Origin of the sequence: Labrys sedimenti (genome assembly GCF_034424805.1) — a bacterium.
Taxonomy (GTDB): Bacteria; Pseudomonadota; Alphaproteobacteria; order Rhizobiales; family Labraceae; genus Labrys; species Labrys sedimenti.
In genome coordinates, this window is the sequence record NZ_JAXOUF010000002.1 from 624,754 (window position 1) to 648,223 (window position 23,470).

Consider the following 23,470-nt stretch of genomic DNA (forward strand, 5'->3'; position numbering starts at 1 on the left):
CGGAGCAGCGCCCCGGCAGATTGAAGGGCCGGCGGACGGGACTCCATCACATGTCGACCATCAGGCGATATCCCGTGCCGCGCACCGTCTGCAGATAGACCGGATTGCCCGGATCCTTCTCGATCTTGCGGCGCAGGCGGTTCACCTGCACGTCGACAGTGCGCTCATTGGCGATGTCGGCGGCCGAGCCGGCAAGCGCCAGCCGGTCGACCGTCTCGCGCGGGATTTCGACCAGCAGGCGCAGCATGTCGCGCTCGCGTTCGGTGATGCGAACCGTCTCGCCGCCTTGCTGGAGTTCTCCGCGCGAGACGTGGAAGGCGAAGTCGCCAAAGGTGACGATGTCGCGCACCGGTTCTGCCGGTGTCGGAGCAACTGCCCGCTTCAGGATGTTGTTGAGGCGCAGCAGCAATTCGCGCGGCTCGAACGGCTTGGGCAAATAGTCGTCGGCGCCGATCTCCAGGCCCTTGATGCGATCGTCCGGATCGCCGCGCGCGGTGAGCATCAGGATCGGCACGCTCGAGCCGGTCCGGATCCAGCGGGTCAGGTCGAAACCGTTCTCGCCCGGCATCATCACATCGACGATCATCAGATCGAAGGTGATCGCCTCGATGCGCTGGCGGGCGCTGGCCGCATGTTCGGCCGTGGTCACACGATAGCCGTGCTCGCCGAGATAGCGCGAGAGCAGGGTGCGGATGCGGTTGTCGTCGTCGACCAGCAGGATATGGGGGGCGTCGTCGGGAAGGACGGCAACCTTGTTCATCGTTTTTCACCCCGGGTCTTGTCGCTTTTGGTGATGTTGTTGCGGATAAGCCGGGCGACTTCTGCCCGCCCGTCCGGATCGACCATGGCGAACAGGAAGCGTTGTGCCAGCTCGGGACTGGTCAGGCCGGCTTCGGCGAGTGCTCGCGCGATGCGCTGGGATTGCGTCGTTGCCAGTTCGACGGCCAGTTGCTTGCCTTTCACCGTGGTGGTCAGCAAACGCTGCCGACGATCTTCCCGGCCTTCGCGCTGCAGGATGAAGCCCTGGTCGACCAGGTCCTTCAATACCCGGGCCAGCGACTGCTTGGTGATTTTCAGAATATCCAGCAATTCGGCGACAGTAAGATCGGGATTGCGGTCGACGAAGTGCAGCACGCGATGATGGGCCCGCCCGAAACCATAGGCTTCGAGGGCATGGTCGGGGTCGGCAACGAAGTCGCGATAGGCGAAGAAGAAGAGTTCGATCAGCTCATAAAGCGGGGGCTCGCCCTGCTCGTTTTCCGAGCGTGGCGTGGGGGCAGGGGAGAACGAGAAATTTACGTCAGTCATATTGACATATTTTCGTCAGATCGTTACGCAAACCGGGCTCAGCGCGAAAGGATGTTCCGCCGGAGCGTTTTGCGATTTGGCAGAATTGCCAAGAATCGCAAAGACGCATCGAACCAAAGAGTTAGAGCAAAATAGCGTTTCCGTCTAAACGCGCTTTGCTCTGGAACGGGTGGATATCTCAACGCGCGAAGCGTGGTGCCGTTTCCGGCACGAAACATAAGGGGATTTGCCCCCCGACGCAAAAGCGACGGTTGCCATTATCCAGCCACGTCCCGAGCGGAAAAAGACGCTCGCGGCGAACGGAACAGTTTCCGCAACTGCCCGCCAATGGCTATAACATTGCGGTTACCGGAGTGTTTTGCGATCTGCCGGAGCCACTGGCGGGCGCAGGGCCTCGAAACAGGAGTTGGAGCAAGAGCGCTCAGGTATGAACGCGCGTTGCTCCAAAGCGCTTTGCGACTTGGCGGAATCGCCAGGAACCGCAATGACGCGTCGAACGGAAGAGTGAGAGCAAACAAGCGTTTTCGCCAAGACGCGCTTTGCTCGAGGAAGCGCGAAGCGCTGGAGGATGTGTCATGTCGATGTTGCCCTTCGATCAACGCGATGGCTTTATCTGGCTGGACGGCCAGATGCTGGCCTGGGGCGATGCCAAGCTTCATGTTCTGTCGCATGGGCTGCATTATGGCGGTGCCGTCTTCGAGGGCGAGCGCTCGTATGGCGGCAAGATCTTCAAGTCCTCCGAGCATTCCGCACGCTTCAAGCGTTCTGCCGAGATTCTCGATTTCGCCATTCCCTATTCGGTCGAGGAGCTCGATGCCGCCAAGCAGGCCGTGCTCGACAAGAACGGCCTGAAGGATGCCTATGTCAGGCCGGTCGCCTGGCGCGGCTCGGAAATGATGGCGGTGGCCGCCCAGCATGCCACCATCCACACCGCGATCGCGGTATGGGAATGGCCGAGCATGTTCGACATGGCCACCAAGATGAAGGGCATCCGCCTCGACGTGGCCGAATATCGCCGGCCCGATCCGAAGACGGCACCCTCCCTGTCGAAGGCCGCGGGCCTCTACATGATCTGCACCATCTCCAAGCATCGCGCCGAGCGTCGCGGTTATGCCGATGCGCTGATGTATGACTGGCAGGGCCGCGTGGCCGAATGCACCGGCGCCAATGTCTTCTTCATCCAGGACGGCAAGATCCACACGCCGATTGCCGACTGCTTCCTCGACGGTATCACCCGCCGCACGGCGATCGATCTCGCCAAGGCCCGTGGTCTGGACGTGATCGAACGGCGCATCATGCCGGAAGAACTCGGCAGCTTCAGCGAGTGCTTCCTGACGGGTACGGCTGCGGAGATCACGCCTGTCGCCGAAATCCTCGAGCATCGCTATACGCCGGGTACCATCACTCGCACGCTGATCGAGGACTTCAATCGGGCGGTGCGCCCGGAAAGCCAGTCGGCTGCGGCCTGATCCTTCGGGGGCGTCGGGAGATATGGAAAGGGCAGGCCCGGTGGCCTGCCTTTTTGCATTTTGGCGCCACAGGCTCGAAAAGGGCCTGAGCTGTCGCCATGGCAACAGCCCAGGCCTCGACGTCATGCTGGAATGGATGGAGAGGCAATTTCCATAGGGAGGCGAGTGATGGAGGCTTCTGGATACCGGGCCTTGGGCATGGTCGCGGCCCTGCTGTTCGCCGGCGCCTGTGTGCCGGATGGCGCCGACGCACAGGCCCGATCGCAGGCGCTGCGCCTGGCTCCGCTTCAGATCATGTGCATTCGTGCCCCATGCCCCTGGGGCGAGATGGCGATCAGGCCGGTCGACGCCTCGGACACGCCGCATCCGCTCTATCGCGGGCCGTTGCCCAGGCTTCAGGCCCGGCCTGCCGACGCGGCCGTGATCCGGCGCGCCTGGCAGCGGCGCACATGCATGATCGTTCGCGGCAGCGTGGAAGGGGCGAGCCTGCGCGTATCCCGGATCCTGGGCCGATGCTGAAGCACCGGTTCAGCCCGGCCTGACAGGCCGATGTGCCCTTCGCTTCCCGCCCGTTCACGTAGCATCGACCAGCGCCATGGCTTCCGGCATGTAGCGCTCGCCGCTGACGCTGGCCGGCGGCATCGCTTCGTCGATGGCAGCAAGATCGGCCGCGCTGAGGGCGATTGTGGCCGCCGCCGCATTGTCTTCCAGATGGGACAATCGCCGGGCCCCGGGAATAGGCACGATGTGGTCGCCCCGATGCAGTACCCAGGCCAGCGCGAGCTGGGCCGGCGTTACGCCCTTGTCCTCGGCGATGCGGGCAAACTTCGTCAGCAGGCGCTGGTTCGCCGCCATGTTGTCTTCCTGGAAGCGGGGCAGGGATTTACGCCAGTCGTCGTCGGCGAGCGTGCTGTGATCCTGGATCGTGCCGGTGAGCAGGCCGCGGCCCAGCGGACTGTAGGGCACGAAGCCGATGCCGAGTTCCCGGCAGACCGGCAGCACGTCCGCCTCGACATCGCGGCTCCACAATGAATATTCCGTCTGGACCGCGGCAATCGGATGGACGGCATGGGCACGTCGGATGGTCGTCGCGCCGGCTTCCGACAGGCCGAGGGCCTTGATCTTGCCCTCTCTCACCAGCTCCGCCATAGCCCCGACCGTGTCCTCGATGGGCACGGCGGGATCGACACGATGCTGGTAGAACAGGTCGATGGCCTCGACGCCGAGACGGCGAAGCGAGGCTTCGGCGACGGCACGCACATGTTCGGGACGGCTGTCGACGCCGATGATGCGATCCCTGTCCTGGCCTTCCGGCGCGATGCGGAAACCGAACTTGGTGGCGATGACCACCTTGCTCCTGAGCTCCTTCAACGCCTTGCCGACGAGCTCTTCATTGGTGAAGGGCCCATAGACTTCGGCCGTGTCGAAGAGGGTGATGCCGAGATCGACGGCGCGATGCAGCGTGCGGATGGCATCCGCCTCGGCCTGGCCGCCATAGGCAAAGCTCATGCCCATGCAGCCGAGGCCGATGGCGGAAACGGTGAGCGCGGTGCCGAGTTGGCGTGTCTTCATGGTGTGGTTCTCCGTAATGCCGGCCACCATGCGCTTCATTGAGTTGTTCGATAATCCATGCTTTCGAAAATGAGTTGTTTCGTATAACTGAACAATGAAACGAACCGATCTACCCAGCCTCGTCATTCTCTCGGCTATCGCAGAGCAGCGCAGCTTTCGTGCCGCGGCTCGCAAGCTCGGCATGTCGGTGTCGGCCGTCAGTCAGGCGATCACGGGCCTCGAGGAAAGCCTCGGCGTGCGGCTGCTGGCCCGCACGACACGGAGCGTTGCGCCTACCGCCGCCGGGGAACGCTTGCTGGGGCAATTGCAGCCTGCGCTCGCATCGATCGAGGAGGCGCTCGAACAGGCGAGCGCTTCGCAGGCGGATATCGCCGGGAGGCTCCGCTTCAGCGCGCCGCGTACGGTCGTGCAGCATGTGCTGCTGCCGCTGGCCCTGCGCTTCATGCGCCGATATCCCGCGGTGAGCGTGGAAATCCTGGCCCAGGACGCCTTCACTGATATTGTGGCGTCGGGTTTCGACGCCGGCATACGGTTCGGCGAAAGCCTGCAGCAGGACATGATCGCCGTGCCGCTCGGCGGCCCGCTGCGGTTTGCCATCGTCGGGGCGCCCGGCTATCTCGATAGCCGGCGCAGGCCGGAACTGCCCGCCGATCTCCACGATCACGATTGCATCCAGCGCCGCTTCACCGATGGCTCTCTTTATCGCTGGGAGCTCGAACGGGACGGCAAGGCCGTCGAACTGGCGGTGACGGGCAACCTCATCGTCAATGACGACGCCCTGATGCTCGATGCCGCTTTGGCCGGACAGGGGCTGGCTCTGCTGATCGAGGGGCTTGCGGCGGAGGCGCTCGCCCAGGGCAGGCTCGTGCGCCTCATGGAGGATTGGTGCCCGGCCTTTCCCGGTCTCTTCCTCTATTATCCCAGCCGGCGCCTGATGCGTCCGGCCCTGCGCACCTTTGTCGATTTCCTGAAGGCCGAGGCATGATCGAGGCCGTTACGTCCTGGCGTAGTGCAGCACCGCCACGCCGCAGCGGAAGGGACGGGCGTCGACCAGCCTGAGCCGCGTTGTCCGATGTAACTCGCCGAGCACGGGCTTGCCACGACCGAGCAGGGCTGGATTGACGATAAAGTGGAATTCGTCGATCAGCCCTGCCTCGACCAGGGACGACACCAGGATCGGACCGCCATAGACGATGATGTCCTTGCCGGCTTCCTGTTTGAGGCGGCTGACTTCCTCGGCGAGGCCCGATCTCGCAATCTCGGTATTGGCCCAGCGCGACTCCTTCAGGGTGCGGCTGAAGACGATCTTGCGCATGTGACCGATCGCCCTGGCGAAACTTGACTGGGGGTTGGCGGAATTCTCCGCAACCGTCTGCCAATGCTGGTGAAAACCTTCTTCGGCCATCATGCGGCTGAGCAGGATGCAATCGGAGGAAAAGGTCAGCGCCTCGTGATAGTGCCTGAGTTCTGTATCCCAGCCCCAGTCGGGCGCCCAGTTCCACACCATCCAGTCATTGTTGCCATCCTGGCTTGAACTGAGGCCATCGGCGGAGATCTGCATTTCCAGTTTGAGCTTGCGCATGGCGAGGTCTCGTTGTGGCGCGGGTTCAGGGTGCGATCTCGGCGAGATAGGCTTCGAGCCTGTCAAAACTCTGGCTCCAGCCTTCGCCATGGCCGTCCCGCGAGGCGAGGGTGGTGAAGACAGCCTGGTGGAAGCGCATCAAGGTCTGGCCGCCCTTGTCCTTGAAGGTGACGGTGACGATGGTCTCGGGCCCGGGATTGCTATAATCGCCCTCCCAGGCATGGGTGAAGACGAGGCGGGCCGGCGGCTCGACCGCCAGATAGGTGCCACGCACCCAATGGTCAGTGCCGTCGGGGGCATGCAGGCAGGTACGATAGATACCGCCCGGACTGCAGTCGAACTTGTCGGAGGTCGCGGTAAAACCCTTGGGACCGGGCCAGCGCATCAGGTGCCGCGGCTCGGTCCAGGCCTTGAACACCAGTTCGCGCGGCGCCTTGAACAGGCGGGTGATGACGAGTTCGTGCTCGCTGGGTGCCGGGGCTGTGTTCGGGGCACTAGTCATGCTTGTTGTCCCTGTCGTTTCCGCGGGCCTGGAGTTCGGCGAGATAGTCATCGAGGCGGTCGAAGCTGTCGTCCCAGAAGCGGCGATAGTGCTGGACCCAGTCGAAGGCGTCCCTGAGCGGGCCCGGCTCCAGCCGGCAGGGGCGCCATTGCGCCGTACGGGTGCGGCTGATGAGGCCGGCCTTTTCGAGAACCTTGAGATGTTTGGAGATCGCCGGCTGGGTCAGCGTGAAGGGTTCCGACAGCTCCATGACGGTGGCTTCGCCCTGCGCCAGCCGGGCGAGAATGGCTCGGCGGGTCGGATCGGCCAGGGCCGAGAAGGTGTCGCTGAGATGGTCGGGCACAGTATATAGCCATTAGGTTAATTAACTATTTGGCTATATACGATGCCTGGACCGATGCGTCAAGACCGTTGGAAGGGCGGTCCATGGCAGGGCCTGCGCCACGAAAGAGGGCGCGGGACCGGAGTCCTCACGCCCTCTGGGTGTCGAATTGAAGGGGGGCCGCCTTTCAGCCGATCCTCACCCGCAGCAACCGGAGGGCATTGATGGTGACCAGCACGGTTGCGCCCGTATCGGCGAGGATGGCCGGCCACAGGCCGGTAATGCCGGCAATGGTGGTGACCAGGAACACCGCCTTCAATCCGAGCGCCATCGTGATGTTCTGATGGATGTTCGTCATGGTCTGGCGCGACAGCGAGACCATGCCGGCCACGTCGCTGACGCGCCCATGCAGGACGGCGGCGTCGGCGGTCTCCAGGGCGACGTCGGTGCCGCCGCCCATGGCGATGCCGACATCGGCGGCCGCCAGCGCCGGGGCGTCATTGATGCCGTCGCCGACCTTGGCCACTGTCAGCCCCTGCGCCTTGAGTTCATTGACGATGCGCTGCTTGTCCTGCGGCAGCAGTTCGGCATGGACCTCCAGCCCGAGCTTCTGCCCGATCGTCTGGGCGGTGCGGGCATTGTCGCCCGTGAGCATCAGAGTGCGCACGCCGGCCGCACGCAGGGCCGACAGCCCGGCAATGGCATCCTCGCGTGGCTCGTCGCGCATGGCGATGAGGCCGGCTGGAACACCACCCGCCAGCAGCACCGAGACAGTCTTGCCTTCCTGGTTGAGGGCTTCGATGCGCGCCACGATGTCGGCGGGAAGCGCTGCCTGGCTTGCCGCAGCCGTGGGCGAGCCGAGGAACAGGGCAAGGCCATCGACGCTGCCGGTGACGCCCTTGCCGCCGAGTGCCTTGGAATCCTTGGCGACGGGGGTGAGGATATTGCGTTCGGCGGCCTTGCCGAGGATGGCGGTGGCGAGCGGGTGACTAGACCCGGCCTCGAGAGCCGCGGCCAGCCGCAGCACTTCGGCTTCCTCGCGGCCGAGCGGCACGATGTCGGTCACCTTGGGCTTGCCTTCGGTCAGCGTACCGGTCTTGTCGAAGGCGGCGGCGGTGATCTTGCCCACGGTTTCGAGCACGGCGCCGCCCTTCATCAGCAGGCCACGGCGCGCGCCGGCCGAGAGCGAGGCAGCGATAGCCGCCGGCGTCGAGATGACCAGGGCACAGGGGCAGCCGATCAGGAGGATCGCCAGGCCCTTATAGATCCACTCGTTCCAGGAAGCGCCGACGAGCAGGGGAGGCAGGATCGCCACCAGGGCGGCGACCACCACCACGCCCGGCGTGTAGTAGCGCGAGAACCGATCGATGAAGCGTTCGGTCGGCGCCTTGCTCTCCTGGGCTTCCTCGACCAGCTTGATCACCCGGGCGATGGTGTTGTCGGCAGCGGCAGCACTTACGCGGATACGCAGGGCGCCGTCGCCATTGACGGTACCGGCGAAGACATTGTCGCCGGTCTCCTTGCGCTTGGGCGTGCTCTCGCCGGTGACAGGTGCTTCGTCGATGGCGCTATCGCCCGAGACGATGACGCCATCGGCGGGAATGCGGTCGCCCGGCCGTACCAGGATGGTGGCGCCGACGGCGAGCCCGTCGGCCGGCACCTCCTGCGTGCGCCCGTCCGTTTCGAGAAGAGCGGTCTTGGGTACCAGGCTGGCAAGGGACTGGATGCTGGCGCGCGCCTTGCCGGCGGCGACGCCCTCCAGCAATTCGCCGACCAGGAAGAGAAAGACCACGGCGGCCCCTTCCTCGGCGGCCCCGATGATCACCGCACCCACGGCGGCGATGGTCATCAGCATCTCGATGGTGAAGGGCATGCCGTAGCGGGCTGCGACGAAGGCGCGCCGCGCGATCGGGATCAGGCCAACCAGCATGGCGATGTCGAAGGCCCAGACCGCGATCGCGGGGAAGAGATGCCCGATGCCATAGGCGGCCACCAGCGCGGTGCCGGCGGCAATGGTAAGCCGGCCCTTGCCCGAGCGCCACCAGGGGCCGGAGGAGGGGCCATGATCATGGCCGTGTAGGCCGGCAAGGGCCGGAGCCTCACCGTCGGTGGCATGATCATGCTTGCCATGCCCGTGCTTGCCGTGATCGTGGCCGGCATGATCGTCATGGTCATGGTCGCCATGATCGTGGCCATGTCCGGGATGATCATGGTCATGGCCGCAGCAGGCGCCGTGATCGTGGCTATGCTCATGGTCGTGTGCGGGCTTGGCGGTGCCGGCCGCTGGCGTCGCAACGAGAAGGGGCGAAACCTTGTAGCCGAGGCGGCGGACCCGATCCTCGACGGCGCCGAGATCCTGGCCGTCGCCATGCTTGATCGTCATCGTGCCTGCCGTCACCGACACCGAGACGTCCTCCACGCCGGTGACGCCGCGCACGGCCTTGTCGATCTTGCTGGCGCAGGAGGCACAGTCCATGCCCTCCACGCGATAACGGGTCTGGGTCGCAGCGATAGCCATTTCGAGTCTCGCATTTCGAATGGGTTGCATCTTCTGCGAAGGCAACTACATCCTCTAGTGGCTAGAGGAGCAAGCGAAAAAATGAAGCTTTCAGGTGTGGCGATCGGCGAGGCGGCCAAGCGCAGCGGCGTCAAGGTGCCGACCATCCGTTACTATGAGCAGGTCGGCCTGCTGCCGGCGCCGCCGCGCACCGACGGCAACCGGCGCCTCTACGAGGCAGCCGATGTCAGGAGGCTGGCTTTCATCCGCCATGCGCGGGAACTCGGCTTCGAGGTCGAGGCGATCCGGACCCTGCTCGACCTGCAGGACAATCCCGGCCAGTCCTGCGCGGCGGCGGATGCCATCGCCCAGGCCCGCTTGGCCGAAGTGGAGCAGCGCATCTCCAGCCTGCAGGCGCTGAAGGTGGAACTGCAGCGCATGGCGGAAGGCTGCCGCCATGGCCGCGTCGACGAATGCCGCGTGATCGAGATTCTGGCCGATCACGACAAGTGCCTGCACGTCCATCATTGAGGAGAGGAGCTGCTACGGGACCGGATGCACGGGGTCGGTCCCTTTGAAACTCAGGCAACCAGCCTCTCACGCAGGAATGCCGCGAGCTGTTGCGTTGGTGTGCTCGCCTCCTGGCCCAGGAACAGGCCGAAATGGGCGCTGGGCGGTGGCGGCAGGCGAAAGCGGGGTGCCAGGGCTTCGCAATCGGCAGGGAGTGTCTCCGGCAACATCAGGCTGATGCCGAGACCGGCACGCAATGCGCCAACCAGCGCCGCGAACGTGGTGACGTGGCAGGCGATCGTCCAGGCGATGCCGGCTTCGGCAAAGGCGACGGCTGTCCGGTCCTGCCAGGTGCAGGATTCTTCGAAGGCGACAAAAGGCACAGGCGCAGTTTCGGACAGGTCGATGAGGCGGCTGCCGCCCCAGACCAGGCGCCGGGACCAGTGGAAATGGGGTGCCGACCCAAAACGGGCTGGATCGCCGATGACGATATCGCAGCGACCTTCCCGAACGGCGCCTTCGAGTTCGGGGCTGTGGGCCGTCATCAGGTCGAGCTGGATCTTGGGATGCTGTTGCCGAAACTCGGCGAGTGCGAGCGGCAGTTGCGTCATTGTCAGGTCCTCGACCAGGCCCAGTCTGACTCTGCCCGCCAACTGCCGGCCCTCGATCTGTCGCCGCGCATCGCTGGTCAACGCGAGCAGGCGCCTGGCATAGGCCGCCAGTGTTTCGCCGGCCTGCGTCAGCGAGACGCCGCGCGGTGTCCTGTCGAGCAGCCTGACGCCGAGATCGCCTTCGAGCCGTTGCAGCTGCATGCTGACCGCCGCCTGCGTCCGGGACAGGCGTTCGGCCGCCGCACTGATCGTCCCGGTTTCGGCGGCTGCAAGCAGAGCACGCAGGAGATGAGGGTCCAGATCGCGCTCCATAAATTATCCTGATGTTGACATAATCATTATAAGGATACTTTCTGAGCCCTCGATCTGGCAAGCCCATTCCTTCACATCGCGGGAAGGAAGCCCTGTCCATGCTCAGCCAGATTTTTCACGAACTCGGCTTCACGCCGCCGCAGGTCGTCCGCGCCGACCTGCCATTCGAGCCCTGCGTGCGTATCGGCGACATCGTCTACATCTCCGGCCAGATTCCGGAACGGGGTGAGGAGATCACGGCCATCGGCAAGGTCGGTGACGGCGTGAGTCTCGACGAGGCCCGCAAGGCCGCCGAGCTATGCGCCGCCAACGTGCTGTTCTGGCTCGACAGGGAACTGCAGGGGGAGCTCGATCGGATCGTCCGGGTCGCCAAGCTCACCGTCTATGTCAATGCCGCGCCCGGGTTCAACCAGATCTCACAGGTGGGCAATGGTGCTTCGGAGTTGCTTCTCAGGATCCTCGGATCACGAGGCGAGCACGCCCGCTCTGCCTTGGGAATGGCGGCGCTCCCGTTGGGCGTGGCCGTCGAGGTCGATGCCATCGTGCATGTGCGCTGAATGGATGATGCGACAAGATATTGGATTAGAAACATGAATCTCGGAATCGAAGGCAGGCGGGCCCTGGTGCTCGGCGGGAACAAGGGCCTCGGGCGCGGCGTGGCCGCCCGCCTGGCGGCGGAAGGTGCGGTCGTCGCCGCGGTTGGACGCGACGCGGCAGCACTCGAGGCGACGGTCGCGGATCTCCGCGGCGTCTCGCCGTCCTCCTTCGGCATCCATGCCGATCTCGAAAATCCCGCCGATGTCGCAGCCATGTTTGAGCGGATCGATTTGGAATGGGGCGGCGTCGATATTCTGCTGCTCAATGGCGGTGGGCCGCCGCCTTTCGGTGCCGGCGATGCGGATGGCGCGCGATGGCATCGGCAGTTCGATGCTCTCTTCCTGACGGGCCTCGGCATCGCCGCCCATGTCCTGCCGGGCATGAGGGCAAGGCGTTGGGGGCGCATCCTCGTGGTGTCGTCGACCAGCGTGCGTGAGCCGATCAGGGGCCTGACGGCCTCGAACGCCTTGCGGGCGGCGGTGGCCGGATGGGCCAAGAGCCTTGCCAACGAGGTGGCGGCGGATGGCGTCACCGTCAATCTTCTGCTTGCCGGCCGCATCGACACTGAGCGCACGAAGGTGCTGGATCGTCTCGATGCGCAAGCGCGCGGCGTGGATGTAGAGGCGATTGCGGCGGAGAGCCAGGCCGAGGTTCCGATCGGGCGCTATGGCACCGCCGACGAGTTCGGTGCGGTCGCCGCCTTCCTGGCCAGCGACCTCGCCTCCTATGTCACCGGCTCGGCCATTCCGATCGACGGCGGCCTTGCACGGGCGATCCTTTAATTGGGGAGCAGCCCCAACCGCTGCCGCGCACTGGCCATGGTCGGACCACCGGCCACCACGACCGACATGTCGGTTCCCCTGACATCGGCGCGGGCCAGTCCGATGATACGGCCCGTTTGGGGCGTGCTCTTGGCAAAGGAGAACGTCAGCACGACCGAATTGGCCTGTTTACGTGCGCCGATGAGGTGGCCGTCGATTCCCGCCAGGTTCGGAGAACCCTCGCTAAGCAGCCGGAGTGCCTGGAGGAGCTTGGCATCGGTAAGGGAACGGTTGGCCATCACGCCCCGGAAACCCAGTGCGCTGCCATTCGGCAGGGAAGCGGTTCCGGTCATCACGAAGCCTGGCCCACCGCAGCGTGGGCTCCGGCAGATAAGCCCCTTGGTGAGACGCACGCCCGACGGCGCGTAATATGCCAGATTACGAGCTTCCTCCCAACCTCGCGATGCCAGGTCGGCATCGGTGGCCGGTGAAAGCGATACGCGTCCGGCACAGGAAGCCAAAGCAAGGCAAACAGCAAAAATACCGAGAAGACGGATCAAGAGAACCCCCGAGGCATAGAACAAGTGGTGTATTCCACCACGTCACCAAGCTAGGGGTAGTCCTCGTCACGAGCAAATGATTTCGAAGTGGAGATCAACGCCCGGCGATAAAAGAACAGGACAAGAAGATCGCTACTCGGCCGCAATCGGAATGCTGACGCCGGGCTCTTCCTCGAACGGGGTTGCGAGCTCGACGAACCTGTCGGGGAAGAAGCCGTTGAAATGGGTGCGCAGGCCGAGCGAATAGGCGCCGATATGGCCGATCTCGATCCAATCGCCGGTGTCGATGGTTTCGGGCAGATAGAAGGGGCGGGTCAGGATGTCGACGGAATCGCAGGTCGCGCCGCAGACGCGGAACGGCAACAGCTTGTCGGGCGAGCCGTTGCGGCGCTTGCGGGCGGGATCGGGAATGAAGCGGGTCGGCAGCAGCAGCTTGCCCGTCCATGAATCGGAGAGCGAGGCCCAGACGCCGTCGTTGATGTAGAGGCGCTGGCCCTTCTTGAGCAGCACGCGCACCATCACCGACAGGCAGCGCGCCACGATCACGCGGCCGGGCTCGGCCACCAGCGGCAGGTCGTCCAGCTTCCAGTCGGCGATGTCGGCCCGGATCTGGCGCATCAGCGCCTCGGTCGTCGGTGTGCCCTGGTTCGAGCCCTTCTTTTTGGGGTCGAGGCCATATTGGGCGGGAAAGCCGCCGCCGATGTCGAGGCTGACGATATCCTCCTTGATGCGCGAACGCACCCAGGCGACGGAGGCCATCGCCCGTTCATAGGTCTCCGGATCCTCGACCTGGGAGCCGACATGGAAGGCGATGCCGGTCTTGAAGCCGATGCCGGCCATGCGATCCAGCAGCTCGACCGCATGGGTCGGCGTGGCGCCGAACTTCTTGGAGAGTTCGTAGGCTGCCGCACCCTTGGTGGCAAGGCGCAGGAACAGCGTGATCTCCTCGGGCGGAATGTCGAGGGCGCGCACGATGCGCAGGATCTTGGCGACCTCATCCTCATGGTCGAGCGAGAGCTCGCGAATGCCATAGGTCTCCAGCGCCAGGCGGATATGGGACTGCGCCTTGACCGGATGCATGTAGAGCAGTTCGCAGTTCGGCGACGCGGCCCTGGCCGCTTCGAACTCGGCCGGGCTGGCCACGTCGAAGGAGGTGATGCCGGCCTCGGCCAGCACCTTGAGGATCATCGGCTCGCCATTGGTCTTCACGGCATAGGCGGTCTTGCCGGGAAACTGGGCCATGAACTCGCGCGCATCGGCGGCCAGGACCTGCGGTCGGAAGCCATAGACCGGTTCGTCCGGGCGGAGTGCCAGCGCAGCTTCGCGGGCGGTGGTGAATTTCTGCATGGCCGAATCGACGCCCCGTTTCATGATCCATGTTTAAGCCTGTTCATGGCTGCTGCAAAACAACCGTGTTTCCTGACGGAAATGTGACAGACGAAGGCGATCATGTCGTCTTGGGAGCAGCAGCAAGCCGAGCGATTGCAAGGCCGCCTTGCGAACGGCAGCAATTGGGGCCCGGCCCCATGGCTTGGCGCTTGACGGCTGGCCTCAGCGCGGACAGATTCGCATGAGTTGCTGATTTAAGGATTCTCATCATGCGTATTGCCGGTCTTGCCGCCGTCCTGCTGGCTGCATCCTGTGCGCCGGCGCTTGCCGCCTCGGCGCTGGAAAAGAATTTCTGGCTGTCCGGGCCTAATTACGACGCCATCCTGCCCCATTGCGCCGACAAGGCCGTCTCCGACCAGATCGCCGCGCGCTTTGCCCGCAAGGAGGCGAATTACTGGCATTCCAACCTGGCGATCCAGCAGATCGACCGTCATCGCCAGGTCGCCTTCCGGCCCTGGGGCGCGAGCTACATTCCGCGCCGCTTCTGCGTGGCGCGCGTGCTGACCAATGACGGGCATTATCGCCGCGTCTCCTATGCGATCGCCGAGGATACCGGCTGGATCGGCGCAAGCTGGGGCGTGGAATGGTGCGTCGATGGCACCGACCACAACCTGGCCTATGCGCCCGCCTGCAAGATGGCGCGTCCGTGATCCGTCTCCTGCTCGCGGCCATTGTCATGGTGGCCGCGAGCAGCGGTCTCGCCGCGCGTGAGATCCGTGGCGGGGCACCGGGCGACTTTGACCTCTATCTGCTCGCGTTGACCTGGTCGCCGGGCTTCTGCGCCACGGGTGGCGCGGCCAAGCAGCGCGACCAGTGCGATATCGGTTCGCGCCTCGGCTTCCTTGTCCATGGCCTGTGGCCGCAGGGGGAGCGCGATTTTCCCACCGAATGCAATCCCGGTGCCTTCGTGCAGCGGCGAGACCTCGCCGCAACCCGGGGCGTGATGCCCTCCGAAGGCCTGGCCCGCTATGAGTGGCGCAAGCACGGCACCTGCTCAGGCCTGTCGCCGGCACGCTATTTCGAGGCGATGGCGACGCTCTATCGCCGGATCGCCATCCCCGAAACCTATCGGAACCCGGGGCAGGACAGCCGCGCCGCGCCCATCGAGATCGAGCGGGCCTTCTCGCAGGCCAATCCCGGCCTGCGGCCCGACATGATGACCGTGGTCTGCGGCCGTGGCGAGCGCGGCAGCGTGCTGACCGAATTGCGCATCTGCCTGAGCAAGGATCTGCGCAATTTCCGGGCCTGTCCGGCGCAATTGCAAGTTCAGGGCTGCCGGACGCGAAACATTCTGATACCAGCGCTCAACTGACATTGGTCTTGGTGAACCGACATGGCTCTATGGCTCAAATTCGCAGGCACGGGGGAAGGGGAGGCCGAGGCAGGCGCACCCAAGCCCGAACGGCTGGAAGCCGGCAATCCGGCCTTCCGCACCTGGAACAGCTATGAGAGCGCCGATGGCAAGACCTTCTGCGGCATCTGGCAGGCAACGCCCGGGCGCTGGCGCATCGTCTACGAGGAATGGGAAAGCTGCACCCTGCTCGAGGGCCGCTCCATCGTCACGCCGGATGGCGGGGCGCCGGTGGAATTGAAGGCCGGCGACAGCATGATCCTCGAGCCGGGCTTTGCCGGCAGCTGGGAAGTGGTGGAAACCACGCGCAAGAGCTATGTGATCCGGATCTGATCACAATTGCCCGGATGAGACGCAAGTCCGCCTTCTTCCGCTTGCGGGGCGTTGGGCATGGCCTTGTCGCGCCTGATGGCCGGGCGCGTCATCTCGGCATGGCCGTGCCGATTCAGTCATTGTCGTGGTCCACCTCGATCGTCTCCACCCCGGATGCCGACGTGCGAGCGACCTGGGCCTCGCTGGGCAGGCCGATCTGAGCCGTGGACTTCTCCGTGCCGTGCCGCGAGACTGTCATTTCCCCTCTTGCCACCCCGGCGGGTTCCCGGCGATATGGGCTGGGCGGAGGTGACAGGTACAATGGCAGCAGAGCAGGGTGGTTCCACCCGTTTTTTACGTGAGCGCGATGGTCATGAGGCCCGCGTTTCCTATGCGGAACTCTTCTTCGATCTCGTCTATGTCTTTACGGTGACGCAGCTTTCCCATTCGCTTCTGGAGCATCTTTCCTGGGGCGGGGCACTGCAAACCCTGGTGCTATGGTTCGCGGTCTGGCTAGCGTGGCAATATACCTGCTGGTTCACCAACTGGTTCGATCCCGAGAAGACGCCGGTCCGTATTTGTCTGTTCGCGCTGATGGCACTTGGCCTCGCCATGGCCGCCGCCCTGCCGGAAGCCTTCGGTGAGCGTGGGCTCGTCTTCGCGATCTGTTTTGCGGCCATTCAGGTCGGGCGCACGGCCTTTGCCGTGTTCAGCCTGGGGACCGGCACGCCGATCTCCCGCAATTTCCAGCGCATGATCGGCTGGAACCTGATCGCAGCCTGCATCTGGATCGCCGGTGGCCTGGCCGAGGGCGAGGCCCGCATCGCGCTGTGGATCATCGCGGTGGCCTGCGAATATTTCGCCCCTTGGTTCGGCTTTTGGCTGCCGGGGCTCGGCCGCTCCGATCCCGGCAAGGAATGGACGGTGGAAGGCGGCCATATCGTCGAGCGCTGCGCGCTCTTCGTCATCGTTGCGTTGGGCGAATCCGTCCTGGTCACCGGTGCTACCCTGGCCAAATCGACGGCCTGGGATGCGCCCGGCCTGATTGCCTTCTTCGTCGCCTTCCTCGGTTCGATCGCCATGTGGTGGATCTATTTCGACATCAGCACCAAGGATGCCACCGAGGCGATCGTCGAGTCCGACAATCCCGGACAGATCGCCGCCTATACCCACTACCTGCATGTAGCCCTGATCGCGGGCGTCATCGTTACGGCCGTCGGCAATGATCTGTCGATCGCCCATCCCGCCCATCACGTCGATTTCGGCGGCATGGCGGTAATTTTCGGTGGGCCGGCGATCTATCTCATCGGCAATGCCCTGTATAAGCGCCTGATCTATGGCGGTGTGCCGATCACTCATGTCGCCGGCCTGCTGGCACTGGCCATTACGGCGCCTTTCGCCTTCATGACCGATCTCTTGATGATCAGCGGCATCACCACCGTGATCGTGCTCGTCGTGGCGATCTGGGAAGGCTATATCGGCAGGAAAGCGAAATCGAAGGCTCCGCAACACGCATCATGAACTATCGCCATGCCTTCCACGCCGGCAACTTCGCCGACGTCCTCAAACATATCGTGCTGGCGCGCATCCTGACCCATCTCACGGCGAAGGAAGCCCCTTTCCGCGTGATCGATACCCATGCGGGCACCGGGCTCTACAGTCTCGAAGCCGACGAGGCCCGCCGCACCGGCGAATGGCAGGACGGCATCGGCCTGGTGGCGGCAAATCCGCCGCCAGCGCGGGTCGCCGAGTTGATAGCGCCCTGGCAAGGTCTGTGCCAGGGGCTGATGGCCCAGTCGCCGCCGCTCTATCCCGGCTCACCTTGGCTCGCCGCCGACCTGACACGCGACCAGGACCGCCTGGTCTTCTGCGAGAAGCACCCGGAGGATGCCGGCAGGCTGCGCGGCAATTTCGCCCGCGGCAAGCGCACCAAGGTGATGGAAGGCGATGCCTGGGCCTTGCTGCCAGGGCTGCTGCCGCCGCCTGAGCGGCGGGGGCTCGTCTTCATCGATCCGCCTTTCGAGGAAGACAACGAATTTCGCGCCATCGCCGATGGTCTGGCGCAGGCTTTGCGGCGCTGGGCGACCGGTATCTATGCCATCTGGTATCCGATCAAGGGCATGCGCGAGGTCGAGAGCTTCGCCCGCAAGGTGGCCGCGCTACCCGCCGGCCGCATCCTGCGTTTCGAGCTCAGCCGCTACGCCGTGCAGCGCATCGACCGCCTCAATGGCTGCGGCATGATCATCCTCAACCCGCCCTGGAAGCTGGACGAAGAATTGCGCGCCGTCGGAGAGTATCTCGCGCCGCTGTTCGCGAAAGAAGGCAGCGGCCTCATACGGCTCGACTGGCTGAAGGAAGAAGAGAAGCGCTGATTATACCAACCTGCATAAGGTCTGCCTTTATGGTCCCTGGTTTTATTTACCCCGCGATTGGGGAAGCTCAGGCCAGGCGGGTCTCTCCCAAGGAGGCGATCGGCCGGGCGCTGGCCGACAGTGTGGCCCGCGGAGCGAAATCGATGAACAGCGGCAGGCTTGCCGCACCCAGGGCATGGGCGATCGAGCCGAATGTCCCCAGGCGCAGCACAGGTGCGCTGCGTGCCTCGGGAATGGCGCTGGCCAGCGCCGTTTCCAGGCGCGAGACGATCTCCTGCATGATCGGCGTCCCGAGGTCGCCGTCGATGACCACATTGGGAACGTCGAGCAGGGCCTGTGCCGACAGGACCGGCCCGACCAGGGCGTCGACGCAATCGGCGACCCATTCTTCCAGCGCCACCGGATTGGCGGCGATGGCTGCCGGCAGATCGTGGGGGCCGACGATCTTGCGGCCATGCCAGCCGAGATGGCGCATCAGGGTCGCGATAGAGGCCCGGGCCAGCAGGATGTCATAGGGGCCTTTGGGCGGAGGCACCGAAGGCAGGCGCGAGGGCGGCACGGGCAGCATGGCGACATCGCCGGCATTGCCCTGGGAGCCGCGGCGATAGTCGCCGCCCAGCACCACGCCGCCGCCAATGGCCGGTCCGATGAAGAAGTAGACGAAATCATCCGATTCCCGGCCAAAGCCGTAGAAGAGCTCGGCTATGGCGGCTGCGGTGCCGTCATTCTCGGCATGGACGTCGAGGCCGGTCAGGCTCTGCAGGGCCGCGGCAAAATCGTAGCCCTCCCACAGCGACAGCGTGTCGATCTCCAAATTGAGCCGGTCGAGCCAGGCACCGAGATTATAGGGCTGGGCCAGGCCGATGCCGAGCACGCGCCCGGGAGACAAGCCGTCGGCGATGGCCTTGAGATCGGCGACATCGGCCGCCACCACCGCCAGGGCCTCCTGTGGGGCGGGCAGGGGATAGTCATGCGAACGCTTGTCGATGAGATGGCCGCCGAGATCGACAAGGGCGGTCTCGATGCGGTTGCGGTCGATGCGCACGCCGATGCCATAGGCTCCGGTCGGCTCCAGGCGCAGCAGCGTCGCCGGCTGGCCGCGTTGGCCGTGATAGCGCTTGCCGACCACGGAGATCAGCCCGAAGGCCTGCAGGTCCGAGACGATCTCGCCGATGGCGGTGTTGGTCAGGTTGGCGGCGCGGGCAAGGTCGGCCTTGGAGGCTTCGCGCAGGCGTCGCAGGCGCTGCAGCACCACGCGGTGGTGGTAGTGACGGATGCGCGCGGAGGTCAGTCCGCGTTCCGCCATCGACGCGGGCGCCATGGCTTCCTCCCCCTTACCGCCTGGAGCAAAACACGTTCGGGTGTGAACGCCTATTTGCTCTCACTTTCCGGGCGAGCGTATAGTCGCCACGCCGCTCTTTATTCATTGCCGTTGAGTAAATTCAAGAAGAGCGAAGGTGTCAAGCATCATGCGGGGCCTTGCTGTCCGGCGCGTCAAGGAACTGACGCAGTCCTTGTCCCGTTTCCCATGGTCGCACCCGGATTGACGCCGGGCAGGGGGTATTGTCAGATCATTGGCAGGTGCCCGCCTGAGCCGGCGCACCATGGTGAATGGATCATGCAATTCGATTTCAAGGACAGGCTGGTGCTGGTCAGCGGCGGCACCAGCGGCATCGGAGCCGCGATTGCGGCAGGGTTTGCCGAAGCCGGCGCGTCCGTCGTGGCTGCGGGCTTGCCCGGTGCGGCCGCTCCTCCCGGCGTCGAGACGGTGGAACTTGATGTGAGGGACGCCGCGGCCGTCTCGGCGCTGGCCGGGCGCTACCAGCGGCTTGACGTGCTGGTGAATGCCGCCGGCATCATCCGGCGTGGTGCCGAGCACGAGCCCGAGGTCTTCGAGGAGGTCGTCGACATCAATCTCAACGGCACCATGCGCCTGTGTGCCGCCTGCCGCGGCGCCCTGGCGGCTTCGGGTGCCGGTGCGGTGGTCAACCTTGCCTCCATGCTGTCCTTTTTCGGTGGCGGCCTAGTGCCGGCCTACAGCGCCAGCAAGGGTGGCATCGCCCAGCTCACCAAATCGCTGGCCATCGCCTGGGCCGGCGAGCGCATCCGCGTCAACGCGATCGCTCCCGGCTGGATCGAGACGCCGCTCACCAGCGCGCTGGTGCAGGATCCTGCCCGCAGCGGCCCGATCCTGGCCCGGACGCCGCTCGGGCGCTGGGGCGTGCCGGCGGATCTGGTCGGGCCCGTGCTGTTCCTGTGTTCCCCCGCCGCCGCTTTCGTCACGGGCACGATCCTGCCCGTCGACGGCGGCTATCTGATCGGATGAAGCCATGACTGTGCCTGACCGCAAGCTCGACCAGAGCCGGATGCCCTATCAACTGCCGATGCCCGCAGAGGCGGCGCCCGAGATCGTGGTGCCGCATGTTCTGCCCGACGACGAGCGCGTCTGGGTGCCGCAGATGGAGAATGTCTGGTTCCGCCCTCTCTGCCTGCATGCCGGCCAGGGCTACTGGGTCAATCTGCTGCGCGTGCGCAAATCCGGCGTGCTCTCGCGCCACCGTCATCCGGCACCGGTGCATGGCCATGTCCTGAAGGGGCGCTGGCACTATCTGGAGCATGACTGGGTGGCCGAGACCGGCTCCTATGTGTTCGAGCCGCCCGGTGAGACCCATACCCTCGTGGTGCCGGAGGATTGCGAGGAGATGATCACCCTGTTCCACATCACCGGCGCCATGATCTATGTCGACCCCTGGGGCAAGGTGACCGGTTTCGAGGACGTCTTCTCCAAGATCGAGATGTGCCGTGCCCACTATGCCGCCAACGGCCTGGGCGCCGATTATGTCGAGCGTTTCATCCGGCGCTGAGCGAACCTATTTGGGGGCGGGGCGTTGCGCCGGGGTGGCAGGTTTGCTGTCGCCATGCGGGCGCGGCACCATGGCGAGCACGGCTGTTTCGAGCGACTTGTCGCGGTGCTTCAGGCAATAACCGCGCAGATGGGTGCGCAGGGCGACCGGATCCGTGAGATCGGCAAGGGAGCGTTCGCTGCCGAAATGCCCGGGATTGGCCTTGGCATAGCCTTCGATATAGCCGCCCGCCCAGGCGATGATCTGGCCGTCGAGGATGTCGCGGCGGCGCACGGCGAAGCCGCAGCGCATGTCGCCATAGTCGACAGCCTGGCTGACGGGCACATGCGGCTTGGCGGGTGTCGTGGGCTTGACTGCCGCAGGCGCTACGTCCTCCGGCTTGGCCGGCGCCGTCTTGTCGGCGGGGGGCTTTTCGGTCGCCAGCGCCGGTGGAATCGGGAGGCTGCCTAGACAAAGGGCGCCTGCCAGGAATGCTGCCATCGTCACGCGCACATTTGCCTCCATTGCATTGATTTGCTGCATCATGCTGCGCAAACAAAAGGGCGGCCGCAAGGCATCGTGACCGGTGCATGAACGCAAATCTTCGACATGGCGGGTATTGGGCGCCGCGGGAGACATGGAAATCGGGCCGGGCAGGAAAAACCTGGCTGGGGCGGGAGGGTTCGAACCTCCGAATGGCGGAATCAAAATCCGCTGCCTTACCACTTGGCTACGCCCCAATCGGTGCGGCTCAATAAACGGTTCGCTCCAAGGCCGCAAGATATGGCTACAAAAAAGCGCTGTGAAATTCATCACCAAAAAAAGCGCATATCCCGCTTGCGGCTCGCCGACGATCCCGCTATAGACCCGCCCACGACTGGAATACGGAGTGTGGCTCAGCCTGGTAGAGCACTACGTTCGGGACGTAGGGGTCGCAGGTTCAAATCCTGCCACTCCGACCAGTCGACTTTCCCGAGATCCAATCCATAGATGCCAAGCCGTGGACGTCGCTTATAGCGGCGCTGGCCGTGTACGCGCCAGCCTGTCAGGCTGTCGTACTGGTACGCGAAGCAGCATCTCGGTGTCTTTCCTGTAGAAAGTCATGATGATACCGTCTTCGGCAAGCGCATAGCCATTGCCTCGTGAAGTATGGTGGGGTGGCTGCCTCAGCGCTCCACGGCTGTTACATGGGTAACTGAATACAGTGTAACAACTTTATGACAATGGTCCGGTGCCGAATAGATTGCCGCTTGTTTAAGTTTTGTCGTTATTCCGTCTCTCTGCGTAGAGATATTGTCTTTAATGTGGCATTTGGATATCTGTGCGATTAACGATTCGTTATGAGGATTGGGAATGCGGAAGCTGCTGGGCGTAGGCCTGCTTGTCCTGCTGGGTGGCTGCTCCAGCCCATCCGACGGCCCGAGCGCCGGAAGTTTCCTCAATGCGCGCCAGCCCTATACGAATGAGCGTGTTCCGGTCATCGACATCACCTATGCCGCGCAGACGGCTCTGACGCCGGGTACCAGCGCCTCGTCCTTTGCCGGCACGCCCGGTCTATCGAAGCTGCGTTCGGCCGGATATACGGGCACTCAGATCAGCCGCGGCGACGTCCTGCAGATCACCGTGCTGGATACCGGCGAGGACGGCCTGTTCTCGCCGACGAACAGCAAGACGCTGGATCTCGGCCGCTTTACGGTCGACGACAATGGCTCGATCGATGTTCCCTTCGTCGGCAAGCAGCGGGTAGCGGGTTCCTCGCCGGAATCGGTGCAGAAGCGCATCGTCGGCAGCCTCAAGGGCTCTTCCGTCAATCCTCAGGCGGTGGTTACCATCGTCGACCGGCCCAACAGCGCAGTTGCCATTTCCGGTGCGGTGCGGGCCGCCGGCCGCATGCCGATGGCGTCGGGCAAGGAGCGCATCCTCGATGTGGTGGCGCGGGCCGGTGGCGCCACCGGGCCCGCCAATGCGACGACGGTGACCGTCATTCGCGGCAACCAGCGTGCCGACCAGAGCCTCGACCAAGTGATGGCCGATCCCAAGCAGAACGTCTATCTGCAACCGGGCGACCAGGTCATCCTGGGTGGCAATACGCCGAGCTTCACCGCGATGGGGGCGTTCAAGAGCGCCGGGGAGTTCAATTTCGAACCTGGCCAGCTGACGCTGGCACAGGCCATCGCACGCAGCGGTGGCCTGCTCGATGACCGGGCTGATTCCCGCTACGTCTATCTGTTCCGCAAGCGTGCCTATTACTGGACCACCAAGGATTGTGTGTTGGTGCGCCCCTCGCCCTATGGCAGCGGCACCATGCCGCCGCGCACCAATTGTCCGGAAGCCATGGCCTCGCCGCCACCGCCGCGCGCCGTGATCTTCCGCATCAATATGAGGGACGCTTCCAGCCTCCTGATGATGCAGCAGGTCCAGATGGAGAGCGGCGACATGCTGTTCGCCAGCAATGCTGGCATGGTCGATTTCGCCAAGCTCTTCACGGTGTTCCAGAAGAGCGTGCCGACGGCGGCGGCCCCGCAGCCGACCGGCGGAATCCCCTCCAGCCCGCCTCCCGCACCGGGTGTGTCCCTGAATCTGCCGTCCCCCTGACGCAG

27 protein-coding genes and 2 tRNA genes are annotated in these 23,470 nt (G+C 64.5%); 15 read left to right on the forward strand and 14 right to left on the reverse strand.

All coding sequences use genetic code 11. From position 1 onward, the window contains the following. Positions 1–46 precede the first annotated feature (46 nt). Both U1R88_RS09395 and U1R88_RS09400 read right to left on the reverse strand, forming a co-directional pair. Positions 47–760: a response regulator gene (locus tag U1R88_RS09395; protein WP_068288500.1), complete on the reverse strand. Its 714-nt coding sequence runs from the start codon at positions 758–760 to the stop codon at positions 47–49. After that, positions 757–1,308 carry a MarR family winged helix-turn-helix transcriptional regulator gene (locus U1R88_RS09400; RefSeq protein ID WP_322430994.1) on the reverse strand — a complete coding sequence of 184 codons (552 nt, stop codon included), beginning with the start codon at positions 1,306–1,308 and terminating at the stop codon, positions 757–759. Before U1R88_RS09400 ends, U1R88_RS09395 begins: the two co-directional genes overlap by 4 nt. Before the next feature lie 575 nt (positions 1,309–1,883). Between U1R88_RS09400 and U1R88_RS09405 the strand changes: the two genes are divergently transcribed. Continuing rightward, complete coding sequence (locus U1R88_RS09405; protein ID WP_322430995.1) at positions 1,884–2,777, forward strand: branched-chain amino acid aminotransferase; 894 nt, start codon at positions 1,884–1,886, stop codon at positions 2,775–2,777. Between the two features lie 168 nt (positions 2,778–2,945). Then, positions 2,946–3,296 carry a hypothetical protein gene (locus U1R88_RS09410; protein WP_322430996.1) on the forward strand — a complete coding sequence of 117 codons (351 nt, stop codon included), beginning with the start codon at positions 2,946–2,948 and terminating at the stop codon, positions 3,294–3,296. A 54-nt stretch (positions 3,297–3,350) separates the two neighbouring features. On the opposite strand, the gene U1R88_RS09415 is transcribed toward U1R88_RS09410, so the two are convergent. After that, positions 3,351–4,349, reverse strand: coding sequence for an aldo/keto reductase (locus tag U1R88_RS09415; RefSeq protein WP_322431368.1), 999 nt, complete (start codon positions 4,347–4,349; stop codon positions 3,351–3,353). Between the two features lie 94 nt (positions 4,350–4,443). Here U1R88_RS09415 and U1R88_RS09420 point away from each other — a divergent pair, with 94 nt between their 5' ends. After that, on the forward strand, positions 4,444–5,334 hold the full coding sequence (locus tag U1R88_RS09420; RefSeq protein WP_322430997.1) for a LysR family transcriptional regulator: 891 nt from the start codon (positions 4,444–4,446) through the stop codon (positions 5,332–5,334). Positions 5,335–5,343: 9 nt separating this feature from the next. Here the strand turns inward: U1R88_RS09420 and U1R88_RS09425 are convergent, their stop codons facing one another. From U1R88_RS09425 to U1R88_RS09440, 4 genes are all read right to left on the reverse strand, one after another. Then, the gene (locus tag U1R88_RS09425; protein WP_322430998.1) at positions 5,344–5,931 is read right to left on the reverse strand and encodes a dihydrofolate reductase family protein; all 588 of its coding nucleotides are present in this window, start codon (positions 5,929–5,931) and stop codon (positions 5,344–5,346) included. Between the two features lie 25 nt (positions 5,932–5,956). Beyond that, the gene (locus U1R88_RS09430) at positions 5,957–6,433 is read right to left on the reverse strand and encodes an SRPBCC family protein (RefSeq protein WP_322430999.1); all 477 of its coding nucleotides are present in this window, start codon (positions 6,431–6,433) and stop codon (positions 5,957–5,959) included. Next, complete coding sequence (locus U1R88_RS09435) at positions 6,426–6,776, reverse strand: ArsR/SmtB family transcription factor (RefSeq protein WP_322431000.1); 351 nt, start codon at positions 6,774–6,776, stop codon at positions 6,426–6,428. The genes U1R88_RS09430 and U1R88_RS09435 overlap by 8 nt, the downstream gene beginning before the upstream one ends. A gap of 166 nt (positions 6,777–6,942) precedes the next feature. Further along, complete coding sequence (locus U1R88_RS09440) at positions 6,943–9,273, reverse strand: heavy metal translocating P-type ATPase (protein WP_322431001.1); 2,331 nt, start codon at positions 9,271–9,273, stop codon at positions 6,943–6,945. Between the two features lie 81 nt (positions 9,274–9,354). Between U1R88_RS09440 and U1R88_RS09445 the strand changes: the two genes are divergently transcribed. After that, complete coding sequence (locus U1R88_RS09445) at positions 9,355–9,783, forward strand: MerR family transcriptional regulator (RefSeq protein WP_322431002.1); 429 nt, start codon at positions 9,355–9,357, stop codon at positions 9,781–9,783. A 50-nt stretch (positions 9,784–9,833) separates the two neighbouring features. Here U1R88_RS09445 and U1R88_RS09450 read toward each other — a convergent pair whose 3' ends face one another. Beyond that, a complete protein-coding gene (locus U1R88_RS09450) occupies positions 9,834–10,685 on the reverse strand; it encodes a LysR family transcriptional regulator (protein ID WP_322431003.1) in 852 nt (283 codons plus the stop codon). Positions 10,686–10,783: 98 nt separating this feature from the next. Here U1R88_RS09450 and U1R88_RS09455 point away from each other — a divergent pair, with 98 nt between their 5' ends. Beyond that, positions 10,784–11,242 carry a RidA family protein gene (locus tag U1R88_RS09455; RefSeq protein WP_322431004.1) on the forward strand — a complete coding sequence of 153 codons (459 nt, stop codon included), beginning with the start codon at positions 10,784–10,786 and terminating at the stop codon, positions 11,240–11,242. Between the two features lie 33 nt (positions 11,243–11,275). Next, positions 11,276–12,064, forward strand: coding sequence for an SDR family oxidoreductase (locus tag U1R88_RS09460; RefSeq protein ID WP_322431005.1), 789 nt, complete (start codon positions 11,276–11,278; stop codon positions 12,062–12,064). On the opposite strand, the gene U1R88_RS09465 is transcribed toward U1R88_RS09460, so the two are convergent. Beyond that, positions 12,061–12,603 carry a hypothetical protein gene (locus U1R88_RS09465; RefSeq protein ID WP_322431006.1) on the reverse strand — a complete coding sequence of 181 codons (543 nt, stop codon included), beginning with the start codon at positions 12,601–12,603 and terminating at the stop codon, positions 12,061–12,063. The genes U1R88_RS09460 and U1R88_RS09465 overlap by 4 nt on opposite strands. Positions 12,604–12,735: 132 nt before the next feature. After that, the gene (locus U1R88_RS09470) at positions 12,736–13,950 is read right to left on the reverse strand and encodes an alanine racemase (RefSeq protein WP_322431007.1); all 1,215 of its coding nucleotides are present in this window, start codon (positions 13,948–13,950) and stop codon (positions 12,736–12,738) included. 251 nt (positions 13,951–14,201) lie between these two features. On the opposite strand from U1R88_RS09470, the gene U1R88_RS09475 reads away from it, so the two are divergent. From U1R88_RS09475 to U1R88_RS09485, 3 genes are read left to right on the forward strand one after another with little or no spacing between them, the layout of a single operon-like run. Beyond that, positions 14,202–14,642 (forward strand): hypothetical protein, encoded by a 441-nt coding sequence (locus tag U1R88_RS09475; protein WP_068288558.1) that lies wholly within the window; start codon positions 14,202–14,204, stop codon positions 14,640–14,642. Next, positions 14,639–15,304, forward strand: a complete 666-nt coding sequence (locus U1R88_RS09480) for a ribonuclease T2 family protein (RefSeq protein WP_322431008.1) — start codon at positions 14,639–14,641, stop codon at positions 15,302–15,304. The genes U1R88_RS09475 and U1R88_RS09480 overlap by 4 nt, the downstream gene beginning before the upstream one ends. A gap of 21 nt (positions 15,305–15,325) precedes the next feature. Beyond that, positions 15,326–15,676, forward strand: a complete 351-nt coding sequence (locus U1R88_RS09485) for a cupin domain-containing protein (RefSeq protein WP_322431009.1) — start codon at positions 15,326–15,328, stop codon at positions 15,674–15,676. Between the two features lie 112 nt (positions 15,677–15,788). Here U1R88_RS09485 and U1R88_RS09490 read toward each other — a convergent pair whose 3' ends face one another. Next, positions 15,789–15,914: a hypothetical protein gene (locus tag U1R88_RS09490; protein ID WP_322431010.1), complete on the reverse strand. Its 126-nt coding sequence runs from the start codon at positions 15,912–15,914 to the stop codon at positions 15,789–15,791. Positions 15,915–15,976: 62 nt separating this feature from the next. Here U1R88_RS09490 and U1R88_RS09495 point away from each other — a divergent pair, with 62 nt between their 5' ends. Together U1R88_RS09495 and U1R88_RS09500 are read left to right on the forward strand one after the other, a co-directional pair. Then, positions 15,977–17,176, forward strand: a complete 1,200-nt coding sequence (locus U1R88_RS09495; RefSeq protein ID WP_322431011.1) for a low temperature requirement protein A — start codon at positions 15,977–15,979, stop codon at positions 17,174–17,176. Then, a complete protein-coding gene (locus U1R88_RS09500) occupies positions 17,173–18,027 on the forward strand; it encodes a 23S rRNA (adenine(2030)-N(6))-methyltransferase RlmJ (RefSeq protein ID WP_322431012.1) in 855 nt (284 codons plus the stop codon). The genes U1R88_RS09495 and U1R88_RS09500 overlap by 4 nt, the downstream gene beginning before the upstream one ends. A 67-nt stretch (positions 18,028–18,094) precedes the next feature. Here the strand turns inward: U1R88_RS09500 and U1R88_RS09505 are convergent, their stop codons facing one another. Continuing rightward, positions 18,095–19,348 (reverse strand): ROK family protein, encoded by a 1,254-nt coding sequence (locus U1R88_RS09505; RefSeq protein ID WP_322431013.1) that lies wholly within the window; start codon positions 19,346–19,348, stop codon positions 18,095–18,097. Positions 19,349–19,645: 297 nt separating this feature from the next. Here U1R88_RS09505 and U1R88_RS09510 point away from each other — a divergent pair, with 297 nt between their 5' ends. Beyond that, complete coding sequence (locus tag U1R88_RS09510; RefSeq protein WP_322431014.1) at positions 19,646–20,353, forward strand: SDR family NAD(P)-dependent oxidoreductase; 708 nt, start codon at positions 19,646–19,648, stop codon at positions 20,351–20,353. Positions 20,354–20,357: 4 nt separating this feature from the next. Next, positions 20,358–20,891: a 2,4'-dihydroxyacetophenone dioxygenase family protein gene (locus tag U1R88_RS09515; RefSeq protein ID WP_068288577.1), complete on the forward strand. Its 534-nt coding sequence runs from the start codon at positions 20,358–20,360 to the stop codon at positions 20,889–20,891. A 6-nt stretch (positions 20,892–20,897) separates the two neighbouring features. Here U1R88_RS09515 and U1R88_RS09520 read toward each other — a convergent pair whose 3' ends face one another. Further along, the gene (locus U1R88_RS09520; RefSeq protein ID WP_322431015.1) at positions 20,898–21,377 is read right to left on the reverse strand and encodes a hypothetical protein; all 480 of its coding nucleotides are present in this window, start codon (positions 21,375–21,377) and stop codon (positions 20,898–20,900) included. Between the two features lie 158 nt (positions 21,378–21,535). Beyond that, positions 21,536–21,610, reverse strand: a tRNA-Gln gene (locus U1R88_RS09525). A gap of 145 nt (positions 21,611–21,755) precedes the next feature. Here U1R88_RS09525 and U1R88_RS09530 point away from each other — a divergent pair. After that, a tRNA-Pro gene (locus U1R88_RS09530) sits at positions 21,756–21,832 on the forward strand. A gap of 391 nt (positions 21,833–22,223) precedes the next feature. Further along, entirely contained in the window at positions 22,224–23,465 is a 1,242-nt protein-coding gene (locus U1R88_RS09535; protein WP_322431016.1) for a polysaccharide biosynthesis/export family protein, read from the forward strand. Positions 23,466–23,470 lie beyond the last annotated feature (5 nt).